An 11,731-nucleotide genomic window follows, 5' to 3' on the forward strand; every position below is an offset into this window, starting at 1 on the left:
TAGCGCGCCCTCATTACAACAAGCACAGGAAGCGTATGAACGATCAAGCCTTGAGCCTGCAGGCAGTGGCTGCCCCGGATGGCATTTGCTATGGCTGTGGCAGCGCCCATCCGCACGGGCTCCGTGTACAAAGCCATTGGGCCGAAGACGGCATTCATCTGGTCTGTCGACACACCCCCGACGCTACCTTTACCGGCTGGCCGGGGCTGGTCTATGGCGGATTGCTGGCAATGCTGGTGGACTGCCACTCCAATTGGACGGCCATGGCCTATCACTATCGAAGCGAAGGCCGGGCGCCTGGCAGCTTGCCGCGTATCGATTGCGTCACTGGCCGCCTGGGGCTTGAGTACCTCAAACCGACACCCATGGGGGTTGAGCTGCTGCTCAAGGCTCGAGTCGAGGGAGAAGTGGCACGCAAAAGCCGGGTGATCTGCGAGGTGTGGGCCGATGGGGTGCTCACCGTCAGGGCCGATTCGGTGTTCGTTCGTGTCGATACCGATGCATTGCAGCGCCAAGCCCACGCAAGGGCGTGAGTTCGTTCCGGCCAAGCCTGCCTGAGCGGGAGAACGCGTGATGCTGCAACTCATTCCTGCCACTGACAGTGATCTGACGTTCGCCCGCGACCTGACGCGCCGCCTCATGCTGCCGTATTACCACCAATACGACCTGCTCTGGGTGGAGCAGGCTTTCGACCAGGCCTGGCAGTGGCGCGAGCAGTGGCTGGTGACCGATACCGACGCCGTGTTGGGTTTCTGCAGCCTCAGCCAGGATAGCCAGGCACTGTTCATCCGGGAGTTGCATTTGCTTCCCGCTTACCAGGGGCAGGGGATTGGCAGCTGGGTGCTCGAAACGCTCGCACAATGGGCAGCCCAACGGCGCTTGGCGCTACTCAGGCTGATGGTGTTTCGCACCAATCCGGCGCGCAGGCTTTACCAGCGACAAGGGTTCGTCGAAATGGGCGAGGATGATTGTTTTGTGCGCATGCAGCGCAGGATCGATTGCTCAGGGCAATGATGCCTTGTCCCAGTCGTCCGGCAGCGGCATAGTGCCCTTTGTAACCGAGGCAGCGGTGCATGTGGACGTGGCGCTGCTCGGAGATACCCAGGGACAAGGAGACGCCCGGATGAATGGAATCGGCCCCCGGCTGCGGGAAGAACGTGAACGGCTGGGTATGACCCAGCGTGTTTTCGGCGATATCGGTGGGGTGGAACCCAACGCGCAGGGCAGATACGAAAGTGGGGAGCGCATGCCACGTGTCGATTACCTGGCTGCGGTAGCGGCCAGGGGGGTTGATGCGCTGTATGTTCTGAACGGGGTACGCACCCCTGTACCCTTGCATGGGCTTAGTGCGCAGGAGTCGGACGTGCTCAACGCGCTTCGGGGCCTGGCTGAGGCCGACAAGGCGGCGATTGTCCACCTGTTGAAACGTCTGTCTGACCACAGGCATGAGCAGCCGGGGCGTATAGGTTCGGACCCGGGTCGTCAGTCGTTTCTGACGAAAGCAATGCGCTAGGCCGGTCTTGAAAAATTTTGTTAAGGTGGCGTCATACAATCGCCCTGCTGAAGAGGTGTGTGCTTGATTAGGGTCCTAGTGGTCGACGACCACGATCTGGTACGAACCGGTATTACGCGCATGCTGGCCGATATCGACGGCTTGCAGGTGGTAGGTGAAGGGGACTCCGGCGAATCGGCGCTCAAGCTTGCGCGCGAGCTCAAGCCAGACGTTGTGCTGATGGACGTCAAGATGCCTGGTATTGGCGGTCTTGAGGCCACGCGCAAGTTGCTGCGCAGCCACCCTGACATAAAGGTGGTTGCAGTGACCGTGTGTGAAGAAGACCCGTTCCCCACGCGCCTGCTGCAAGCCGGGGCGGCCGGCTACTTGACCAAGGGCGCCGGCCTCGATGAGATGGTCCAGGCCATTCGCCTGGCATTTGCCGGCCAACGCTACATCAGCCCGCAGATTGCTCAGCAGTTGGCGCTAAAATCGTTCCAGCCACAGGGCTCGCCATTCGATGCATTGTCCGAGCGTGAAATCCAGATTGCCCTGATGATCGTCGGCTGCCAGAAAGTGCAGATCATTTCCGACAAGTTGTGCCTCTCGCCCAAGACCGTCAATACCTACCGGTACCGGATCTTTGAAAAACTCTCGGTCACCAGCGACGTCGAACTGACATTGCTGGCCGTTCGCCACGGTATGGTTGACGCAAGCCTGTAAATCTCATGTCTGAAGTCTTTGATGCCAGCGCATTCCTGGCGACTTGCAGTGGTCGCCCGGGTGTGTACCGAATGTTCGACGCCGATGCGCGGCTGCTCTACGTGGGCAAGGCCAAGAACCTCAAGAAACGCTTGGCCAGTTATTTTCGCAAGTCCGGGCTGGCGCCCAAGACCGCTGCACTGGTCAGCCGCATCGCCCAGGTGGAAACCACCATCACCGCCAACGAAACCGAGGCGCTGCTGCTGGAGCAGAACCTGATCAAGGAGTGGCGCCCGCCGTACAACATCCTGCTGCGTGACGACAAGTCCTATCCTTATGTATTCCTTTCCGACGGTCAGTTCCCGCGGCTTGGCATTCATCGGGGCGCGAAGAAAGCCAAGGGGCGCTACTTCGGCCCCTACCCAAGTGCTGGGGCCATCCGCGAGAGCCTCAGCGTGCTGCAAAAGACCTTTCTGGTACGGCAATGCGAAGACAGCTACTACGCCAACCGCACCCGTCCATGCCTGCAATACCAGATCAAGCGCTGCAAGGGGCCCTGCACCGGCCTGGTCAGCGCCGAGGAATATGCCGAGGACGTACGCCATTCGGTGATGTTCCTGGAAGGGCGCAGCCAGCAGTTGGGCAATGAGCTCAATGCCGAGATGGAAAAGGCCGCCATGGACCTCAATTTCGAAAAAGCAGCCGAACTGCGCGACCAGATCGGCCTGCTGCGCCGCGTACAGGACCAGCAGTACATCGAAGGGGGCAGCGGCGAAGTCGACGTCATTGCCGCGTTCGTCAACCCCGGCGGCGCTTGCGTCCACATGATCAGCGTCCGTGGTGGGCGTGTGCTAGGGAGCAAGAACTTCTTCCCGCAGGTCGGCATCGAGGAAGACGTTTCCGAGGTGATGGCGGCATTCGTTTCCCAGTACTACGTCGGCAACCCGGAGCGTGAGTTGCCGGGGGAGCTGATCGTGAACGTGGTGCACGAGGACTTCGAGGCCATCACCGAGGCCCTCAATGCTCTACGCGGCCGCGAGCTGACCATCAGCCATCGCGTGCGTGGCACCCGTGCGCGCTGGCAGCAGTTGGCAGTGACCAATGCCGAGCAGGCGCTCAACGCACGCCTGGCTAATCGCCAGCACATGGCAGCACGCTTTGACGCACTGGCCGAAGTACTGGGCCTGGACGAAGTGCCGCAGCGCCTGGAGTGCTACGACATCAGCCACTCCAGTGGCGAGGCGACGGTCGCCAGCTGCGTGGTGTTCGGGCCGGAAGGGCCGATCAAGTCGGACTACCGGCGCTTCAATATCGAGGGCGTCACGGCCGGCGACGACTACGCCGCCATGCACCAGGCCCTGACCCGTCGTTACGGACGCATTCGCGATGGCGAGGGCAAGCTGCCGGACGTGCTGCTGGTGGACGGGGGCAAGGGCCAGTTGAACATGGCGCGCGATGTGATGCAGGAACTGGGGTTCAGCGAGTTGACCCTGCTTGGCGTGGCCAAAGGCGTGACGCGCAAGGCTGGTTTCGAAACCCTCTACCTGAACGATGTGCACAACGAATTCACCCTCAAGGGTGATTCGCCAGCGCTGCACTTGATCCAGCAGATCCGCGACGAGGCCCACCGCTTCGCGATCACCGGCCACCGTGCCCGTCGCGGCAAGGCCCGGCGGGTGTCGAGCCTGGAGGATGTGGCAGGCGTCGGGCCCAAGCGCAGGCGGGACTTGCTGAAACATTTCGGCGGCCTGCAAGAGCTCAACCGCGCCAGTGTCGACGAGATTGCCAAGGCACCGGGTATCAGTAAAAAGCTTGCCGAGTCGATTTATGCCAGCCTGCATAGCGAGTAGAATGCCGGGTTCAACCCGCGGCCAGTCGTACCGATGAATATTCCAAACCTGCTCACCGTTCTACGCGTTCTGCTCATCCCGATTTTCATCCTGCTGTTCTACATGCCGTTCCATTGGAGCTACATGGCCGCCAGCAGCGTATTTGCCGTCGCCGCCGCCACCGACTGGCTGGATGGCTACCTGGCGCGTCGGTTGCAGCAGAGCACCCCGTTCGGTGCGTTCCTGGACCCGGTGGCCGACAAGCTCATGGTCGCCGTTGCGCTGGTGCTGCTGGTGCAGACCCACGCCAACTTCTGGCTCACCTTGCCGGCTGCAGTCATCATCGGTCGCGAGATCGTGGTGTCGGCGCTGCGCGAGTGGATGGCCGAACTGGGCGCGCGGGCGCACGTGGCCGTGTCCAATCTGGGCAAGTGGAAGACGGCTGCACAAATGCTGGCGTTGGTGATCCTGCTGGGCAACCCGCCAGCGGTAACCTTCTGGGTGATCCTGGGTTACGGGTTGTTGTTAGTCGCGGCGGGCTTGACCCTGTGGTCGATGGTGCATTACCTGGTGGCTGCCTGGCCGCACCTGCGCGAAGGCTCGGAGCAGAAATAAAAGTTTTTTTGAATCAAGGGGTTGACGCCATTTTGGATATCGCTACAATGGCACCCATCACGACGCGGGAATAGCTCAGTTGGTAGAGCACGACCTTGCCAAGGTCGGGGTCGCGAGTTCGAGTCTCGTTTCCCGCTCCAATTTAGGTTCTGTAGACGTCCACCGAAGTCTGCAAGCCATTGAAAACAGGGCCTTTTGGCCCTTTTTTCATTCCAGCGAAGTCTACTGGAATTCACCCACATCTGTACGGATCACCCACATGGGTTACAAAAAAGTACACTCACACAGGTAACACCTGGAGTGTCACATATCCATCGATTGCATCCCTCTCATCGATCCTTCCAAGAATGATTGGACCGAAGATAACATCCCAGATCCCGTCTTCTACTTCCTCCAGTCCAATGGTCTGATGCTTGAGCACATTCCCCGCGTAGATCCTTAGGCCACGTCGATTGACTATGCCTGAGCAGTCGGCCTGGAGGCTATCGATGTGACTCGGGTAGGTCATGTCTGGCAGCTTTTCAGGGTGCTGGCGCGGTGAAGGTTCATAGCAGGATGCCGGTGTTTTCTGCTTCAGTGCTTCATGCAGACGTTCGTGATTGTAGTGCTGCATGAACCGGTCAAAGTGTTGTTGTTGAGCATCCCATTCAATTGCGGGCGGTGATGGAAGCGTGCTTTTCAGGGTCCGATGCATACGTTCATGTCGACCATTTTGCTCAGGCCTTCCGGGTGCGATCCGCTCAGGAATGATCCCAAGGCGCAACCACCAGATTGATAGCTGAGAAAGGCCAGCTCGTCCCTTACTTGCAAACGGGACCCCATTGTCGGTGCGGATGCGCTCCGGTAGACCATACTCGCGAAACACGCGGGTAAAAACTGCTTGGGTTTCCTGAAAATTGGTATTCGCCATGCTGTGGCACGCCAGCAAGAATCGACTGGCGTGATGCATGATGGTTAATGGATAACACCAGACTCCCGCACCCGTCAGGAACTGCCCTTTGTAATCGGCGCTGAACAGCTGGTTAGGGGTTTCTGCTTTCTGTAATGGCTTAGGGTAAACCGCGACGCGCTGACGCAATCGCCGTGGTTTGACGAGCTCAGCTTTCTTCAGGATGTTGTAGATCGAGGTCTTAGATGGCGGTTTCTGATCGGGGAAGCGCTCCTGCAAAGCCGCCTGGATTTTCTTGGGGCCGGGTTCTGTCTCGCCTCGACCGCGCAATTCAGTGATCGCCTCATGCACCGCAAGCGGCACCACCCATTCCTGGGAATGCCGACGACGGCTAAGGTCTTGGAGGCCGGCAGGTCCGTCCTTCTCATAGCGCTTGACCCACTTGTAGCCAGTCTTACGACTGATTTCATAGGCTTGGCAAAGCGCACTGAAGCTGGGCGGACCCTTGATGTAGTCCGCGATGAACAGCAGTTTCAGGTCCATAGGTCTCAGCTCTCGCCATGGCATGGTCAGATCCTCAAAAACCGACCCTGCCAATTAAAAACTGTTACCCATGTGTGTGAACTGATTGGTAACCCATGTGGGTGAGTCATACCAAAGCAAGGGCAGGAAGCGCTTTTTTGGCAAGGGAAAAGATTCGCCTGATCATGCTGTTGCCTCATGGCGCTGCAACACTTCGAGCGTGTGGAAGTAGCGTGTCTTGCGAAATGCCATGACGGCGGTTCCCAGGCTAAGCAATGGCAGGAGAGAAACGGCGGCAAGGCTGGGTTTATCGAACAGGGCTGCCAAGCCCACCAGGAATAGCAAGGCCACCAGTACTGTTCCCACCCAGAACAGCTTGTTCTTCCTGATGCTGAAGGCTTGTCCGGACGTATTCTGCCGGGATTTTGTTCGGGCTATGAGATAGGCCAGCACGAACAGAGTGGTGGATAGCAGATTCATGGTGAGAAGCACTGCTGCTTCGGCAAATGATGCGCCCTCCACAAGGTAGGGAGAGCGGATCAGGACCCACCCGCCACACGCACAAAGCGCATAGAACCAGGCGTCCTTGTACTTGGCAGGGCGTAGCTGGCAATGTTCGTTCAGCCAGTCGAATGCCTGCTTTTCGAGTTGGTTTGGTGCTTCATTGATGATCAGGGATATGGCGGGGCCGCGTTGTTCGAGCACTCTTTTGCCATCCAATTCGATCACATTAAAGTCGTGATCCATTCTGATCTTATCAAGGCGATGCCCTTCGCCCTGAAGCAACTTGAAGATCGTATCGTGCGCATTTTCGTCTGCCTGCTCGAACCGTATTTCCATCAGGCTCATTTCCTTGTTGATAGTGACTGAGGCGACGGGGGGAGTGGGTGCCCGTGGCGATTTACCAGGCGGTAGCCGAAGCTGGCGGGGTGGTCGTAGGCTGGGCGATAGTAGGTGTCGGTGCGGGATTTGACTGGCCGGGTATCCAGCCCGCGCAGGTCGGGAGCGGGGCCGCAGAGATTCTGGACTTCGTCGCTACATCCAGCGTTCTCGGAGCCACGGCGTGTGTACCTATCGAGCAACGGGCTGAAGCAGGGCCAGTGCCATACGCGAACCAGCCATCAGGCCTGCTTGGCCGGCTCGAAGCGTAGCGGGTTGCCCCAGCGATCCACCAGCCGGTAGCTGGCACCGTCAGGGCGGTAGTAGACATCGGTGCGGGATTTGACCGGGCGGGTGTTCAGGCCGCGCAGATCGGGGTTGGGGCCGCAGAGGTTCTTGACCTCATCGTTCCATTCAAAGCCCTCAAGGCGACGGCGTGCACGACTATCCAGCCATGGGCCAAAACAAAAATAATGCCAGATACGGCCCAAGGGGTAGATAACGTACTTGCCGTCCCAGCCTGTGGCACAGATACGTTTAGGCCCGTCGCGTTGTTCAGGGTCTTCCACTAGCCCTTGCTGTATCGCTTGTGGGTGCGGCTGAATAGCCTGTAGGCCGTGTTCCATATAGCGCCGCATAAACTCCAGACGCTGTAGATTGCTGTGGATAGAGGAATGATCTTCATTGCTTAATGCGATATCGATACCATAGATATCTCGTAGATTGTCATCAAGTGTACCGGGCGCGCGAGAGGTGCGGAGATTGAATTCCTCTGCATCCGCTTGGGGACGAGGTACGCAGATACGCATCATGCTGGATGGCCAAAAGCCGGTTTGTACTAAGGGGACTGCGTTCCGCCAAGGAATATGGGCAACATGTCCCTTACCATTGTCGATATGTACTAGTTGAGCCTGGCGGTTATAACGAGTACGGCCGAGTTTTTCTTTTCCAAATCGGAATGTTACGAAATAAATAATGGGGCCAATAACTACAAGTACGATAAGATAAAAAAGTAGCAGGGAAATGGGATCCTCGTTACCAACAATCAAGTGGGAGAGCAGTAATAACACCATGCCATTGTGAAATCCCCAAAAGATTTTTTCTCCGCCTGAGGCGCGGGTTTCCATTGGTGGTTCTATAAAGTGGTCATTGAACCTTTCGGTGTCGCCAATGTTAATGTTGCAAAATACATCTGCCGGCCACATGGCGATATCCAATGGAGGAAGTTTGTTTACATTGCTTTTGTGTGTTTCTTTTTTGATCAGCTCGCTGAATTCGGTAAGGTCAGGGTTGGGGTGCTGACGCACCCACTCCAGTTCCTCACGCCAGAGTTGGTCGATTCTGGCGTTCAGTTCCTCCCTGGTTTGTGGTAGTTCCTGTTGTTGATTCATGTCTTCTTCATTTCCAATACAAAGTTGGGCTCAGCAAAACCATTGGGCAAATACTTGACCTCAATATCACCCCCTAAAGTGTCTGTATGGTAATTAATATAGCCGACGCCGTTGCGAAGTTGAACCAAGTCCGGGTTATCTAGCGTTTTTTGTATGCCGGCAAACTTGAATTCATTATGTTGGGTGATGGTATAGGCGCTAACCTCTGGTTGCCAGCCGGGTAAGGCCACAGTGACGGTACGGGCATCTGCTGGTAACTGGCTGCCATGTTTTACTTGGTTGATGGCGCCCCATACTGGGAAAGTCAAAGAGCCCAGCGTTCTCAGTACTGCTGCATCTGTTTCGATATGGGGCTCCATAAAAAACCGATAGAATTCTTTGATTTCCTCTTTGGGAGTAAATTCGGTCAGAGGTTCATCGCTACGAAACAAGCGTTTACGCATGCCGGTTCCCCAGATACTGCGGGCAATCCAATCCGTAACCTTACTCTCATCGGCGTTTTGCTCGTTCCAGTTTTTTACGGCTTGGTAGGTAGCAGTCAGGGCGATTAATATGCATCCAATCCATCCTGAACCCAAACGGGCGATTCCGAGGGCTAATCGGGCAGCACCTGAAGTGTCGGCATGCACCGCTAAATTTATCATCACTCTTCGGGAGAGCGATGATAAGTAGCTGCTACTATTTTGCCTACTTAGATTGCCCATTAGGTGTAATCCACCAACTGTTGTAGCTGCGGCTTGTAAGACGCTCCCCACTGCATGAGCGGTTGCTTGGCTGCCGGAGGAGGAGTTTGCAGTTAACCAGAGCTCTTTGATACTTGTTGTCGCTGCGGATAGTGCTAGTAGCCCTACTGCTAAGTTCCCGTAGATTGTTGCTCTTTGTTTCGCAAGCTCACTTCCCGCTTGGTTCGCTCGGGTCATAGCTGCTGCTTCTCTGCCTTGATACCCTGCTTCGCTGATTACAGCTAGAGCACTACCGGTTTCTATTATGCTTGAAGCCAAATTAAGGGAGTTGACTAAAGTCCATCCATCTTTTTCGCCAATCTTACTCACCACCTCTTGTAAGTTGCGGGTGCTCAGATAGACACCAAAAGACCCGATGGTAAACTTGATCCCATGCCAATTATTAGATTTTCCCCTTACTTGCTTGGCATTATCCTCAATTTCACTCAAGTGGCTTTGTATCGGTTCGCTCTTGTATAAAGAAATGAGTTCGTTGGCGTGTCTAGCCATGGTGATCGGACGGAAGCCGTTGATTGGTTTTCCGCCGTTGTTCTCCAGTAGCCACTTGCCGGCGTCTTTTAGCGGTACGGTTTCACGTTGGGCAAGAGTTCCATCCATTAACTGGAACGCACGAAAATACATGCTGCGTTCAAATGCTTCGGGGGTGCGCAGGCGAGTACGAGCTACCAGTTCTGTGACGATGTTGCTCAGATAGCGGCTGGTATCGTCTGGAGGCACCTTGTTTGCTAACTCGCGTGTGATGTCAGCAACCCGGCTAGCGGCGATTAGAGCACTCTGCTGCCCGATAGACGCATCGATAAACTCCGCGAAATCTGGAAATCCCTTGATGGCGCGTGCCATCAGACCAGTAGGGCCGGCTTCGGGCAGCATGGCTTCCAGAACCTGGCGGCCCTGCGGATCGCAGGCAAGCACGGTCATCGAGTAGGTGACGGCGCGGCGCAGGCAGATAAAGCTTTCTACATCGGTTTCATCGTACAACTGCATGACGGCGCCGTGGCGAAGTTCCAGGGCGGTGTACATGGCATAGGCCGCAGCAGCGGCTTTATCAATGGCGGCGATGAACTCATCGCGCTTCTGTTCATAGGTGGCCATGAAGTCGCGGCGCTCATCGTTGCGGGCGCTTTCCAGACGTTTTCTGCGAGCCTCCTTCGAGGCACGAACGGCTTCCTTATAGACTACGTTCTGAGTAGCGTTCGTTGCGTGTTTTATTCCACCCCAGACCGCATCATTGTTGAGCCTGTCTTGCCTGACGCTATCTTCCTTCTGTTGGCCTAATTCATCAATCCACTTCGACACCATGACCTTGCGCGGCACCTGCTCGCGATCAGACCATTCCTGCAGATCCAGCACGCACCTGCCGGTGAGGTGGCCGAACTCGCTCATGACGCCAACCGGGTCATGCAGCGCCACGGCCACGGGGGCCTGGCGCTGCGACTGGCCGGGCTGCTGGGAGCGGCGTTGACAGACGAGGTGAATCGTCTCGCCGCCGAGCATTTCCTGTGGCTGGTTTTCGCTCCATTCAAGCAGTGACAGACGCTGTTTTTCGTCCTCGGCCAGGGCGGGTATGTCCTTCAGCGTTTCGGTGCCCAGCACATGGGGTTGCCGGGGGCCACCTTTGAGGCGGATCTCCGTGGTAGTGGCGGTGCGCAGCCCGCCTTCATTGCGTTCCAGCTTGCCCAGTACGGTAGCGGTGAGCGGTGTATCGCAGACCAGCAGATAGGCCGTGTCGCCGATGTCACGCTCGGCGGTTGGCAGCGGCGCGGTGATGAAGCCGACAGCCGACGAGACCGTGGGCATGACGGTAACCGGGATGCCTTGCTGATCGGTCGAGGTCGTGGTTGTGCCGGCTTCTTCGGAGGTGACAACCTCGGCGAACTGCACCGCATCCGTTACCTGGTAATGCTTGTGCTTGAACGTGCCATTCTCGGTGTACAGCAGGTAAAGCTGGGTGCGCGGGCGCAGCTCGCGTACGCCCAGATGGTAGCCGTCGCCCAGTTCGGCATAACCGGAAAAATTCAGCGTCGGGAACTTGGCGCGGGGGAACTCATGGCGCAGCACGGCATAGCGCAACGGGTAGATCGCCAAACCCTGCTGCGGTGGCGGCAGGCGCAGCTGCACCAGATCAGTCCGCTTGTTCGGCGTGAGGGTATGGTCGAAGCGGCAGTTGGCGGTCTTGCTGTCAAGCCGCGAGCCCACCTGGCGGCAAGTGGTTTCTTCCGTGCTCATGCCGGGGTCTCCTGTCAATTAGCATCATTCGGTTCAAGGATTTCCAGGGAAAGCGATTCCATGCTCAGGCCACGCTGAACATCGACCATGCCCTGGCTGTCGGTAACGCCCTCGATCGTCGCGCCGTCGGCACGGGTAATGACGTAGGCGTAATTGGCAGCAGGCTTGCCGTCATGCAGCAGCACCTGGAACTTGTCGTCGAACTTCGCGTGCGGCCAGGTGTTCACCGTCCGGCTCAGTTGTCCCGGCCCCTCCTGCTGGTGATTCGCCGCCTTGACGATAAAGCTGCCGGGCATGCCCAGCTCGATGTTGCCGCCTTCCATTTTCAGGTAGGCGCCGCCGCACAGCAGGGTGATGTGCGTGCCGGCGTCGATCTGCACGTACTGCTGGGAAGCACTAAGCTCGATGCTCTGCTCGGCCTGCACCTTGATGCTGTTGTGCTG

Annotated in this window: 11 protein-coding genes and 1 tRNA gene; 7 read left to right on the forward strand and 5 right to left on the reverse strand. The window is 57.3% G+C overall.

Annotated features, from left to right (window positions below; genetic code table 11):
• Positions 1-35: 35 nt before the first annotated feature.
• The 7 genes from ACF8GB_RS04830 (at position 36) to ACF8GB_RS04860 (ending at position 4,778) form a co-directional block, all read left to right on the forward strand.
• On the forward strand, positions 36-533 hold the full coding sequence (locus ACF8GB_RS04830; protein WP_196127929.1) for a PaaI family thioesterase: 498 nt from the start codon (positions 36-38) through the stop codon (positions 531-533).
• A 37-nt stretch (positions 534-570) separates the two neighbouring features.
• Positions 571-1,014, forward strand: a complete 444-nt coding sequence (locus tag ACF8GB_RS04835; RefSeq protein ID WP_197844712.1) for a GNAT family N-acetyltransferase — start codon at positions 571-573, stop codon at positions 1,012-1,014.
• Between the two features lie 109 nt (positions 1,015-1,123).
• Complete coding sequence (locus ACF8GB_RS04840) at positions 1,124-1,513, forward strand: helix-turn-helix domain-containing protein (protein ID WP_392526647.1); 390 nt, start codon at positions 1,124-1,126, stop codon at positions 1,511-1,513.
• Between the two features lie 63 nt (positions 1,514-1,576).
• Entirely contained in the window at positions 1,577-2,215 is a 639-nt protein-coding gene (gene uvrY, locus ACF8GB_RS04845) for a UvrY/SirA/GacA family response regulator transcription factor (protein ID WP_027916239.1), read from the forward strand.
• Positions 2,216-2,220: 5 nt separating this feature from the next.
• A complete protein-coding gene (uvrC, locus tag ACF8GB_RS04850; RefSeq protein WP_058605068.1) occupies positions 2,221-4,044 on the forward strand; it encodes an excinuclease ABC subunit UvrC in 1,824 nt (607 codons plus the stop codon).
• Between the two features lie 33 nt (positions 4,045-4,077).
• Entirely contained in the window at positions 4,078-4,638 is a 561-nt protein-coding gene (pgsA, locus tag ACF8GB_RS04855) for a CDP-diacylglycerol--glycerol-3-phosphate 3-phosphatidyltransferase (protein WP_023534788.1), read from the forward strand.
• Positions 4,639-4,702: 64 nt separating this feature from the next.
• A tRNA-Gly gene (locus ACF8GB_RS04860) sits at positions 4,703-4,778 on the forward strand.
• Between the two features lie 140 nt (positions 4,779-4,918).
• Here ACF8GB_RS04860 and ACF8GB_RS04865 read toward each other — a convergent pair.
• The 5 genes from ACF8GB_RS04865 to ACF8GB_RS04885 form a co-directional block, all read right to left on the reverse strand.
• Positions 4,919-6,094: an integrase core domain-containing protein gene (locus ACF8GB_RS04865; RefSeq protein ID WP_196186370.1), complete on the reverse strand. Its 1,176-nt coding sequence runs from the start codon at positions 6,092-6,094 to the stop codon at positions 4,919-4,921.
• 138 nt (positions 6,095-6,232) lie between these two features.
• The gene (locus ACF8GB_RS04870) at positions 6,233-6,889 is read right to left on the reverse strand and encodes a hypothetical protein (protein WP_197844709.1); all 657 of its coding nucleotides are present in this window, start codon (positions 6,887-6,889) and stop codon (positions 6,233-6,235) included.
• Between the two features lie 281 nt (positions 6,890-7,170).
• Positions 7,171-8,319, reverse strand: coding sequence for a hypothetical protein (locus ACF8GB_RS04875; protein ID WP_196186372.1), 1,149 nt, complete (start codon positions 8,317-8,319; stop codon positions 7,171-7,173).
• Positions 8,316-11,288: a hypothetical protein gene (locus tag ACF8GB_RS04880; RefSeq protein WP_196186373.1), complete on the reverse strand. Its 2,973-nt coding sequence runs from the start codon at positions 11,286-11,288 to the stop codon at positions 8,316-8,318. Before ACF8GB_RS04880 ends, ACF8GB_RS04875 begins: the two co-directional genes overlap by 4 nt.
• Positions 11,289-11,302: 14 nt before the next feature.
• A partial coding sequence (locus ACF8GB_RS04885; protein ID WP_392526650.1) for a DUF2345 domain-containing protein occupies positions 11,303-11,731 on the reverse strand: 429 nt, incomplete at its 5' end.

This window comes from Pseudomonas sp. xss_4 (genome assembly GCF_043104125.1).
GTDB lineage: Bacteria > Pseudomonadota > Gammaproteobacteria > Pseudomonadales > Pseudomonadaceae > Aquipseudomonas > Aquipseudomonas parafulva_B.

Bases quoted from the DNA above. Each gene is read 5' to 3' on its own strand.
- ACF8GB_RS04880 (WP_196186373.1), bottom strand. From the start codon at position 11,288: ATGAGCACGGAAGAAACCACTTGCCGCCAGGTGGGCTCGCGGCTTGAC.
- ACF8GB_RS04875 (WP_196186372.1), bottom strand. From the start codon at position 8,319: ATGAATCAACAACAGGAACTACCACAAACCAGGGAGGAACTGAACGCC.
- pgsA (WP_023534788.1), top strand. From the start codon at position 4,078: ATGAATATTCCAAACCTGCTCACCGTTCTACGCGTTCTGCTCATCCCG.
- ACF8GB_RS04840 (WP_392526647.1), top strand. From the start codon at position 1,124: ATGAATGGAATCGGCCCCCGGCTGCGGGAAGAACGTGAACGGCTGGGT.
- uvrC (WP_058605068.1), top strand. From the start codon at position 2,221: ATGTCTGAAGTCTTTGATGCCAGCGCATTCCTGGCGACTTGCAGTGGT.
- ACF8GB_RS04830 (WP_196127929.1), top strand. From the start codon at position 36: ATGAACGATCAAGCCTTGAGCCTGCAGGCAGTGGCTGCCCCGGATGGC.
- ACF8GB_RS04865 (WP_196186370.1), bottom strand. From the start codon at position 6,094: ATGCCATGGCGAGAGCTGAGACCTATGGACCTGAAACTGCTGTTCATC.
- ACF8GB_RS04870 (WP_197844709.1), bottom strand. From the start codon at position 6,889: ATGGAAATACGGTTCGAGCAGGCAGACGAAAATGCGCACGATACGATC.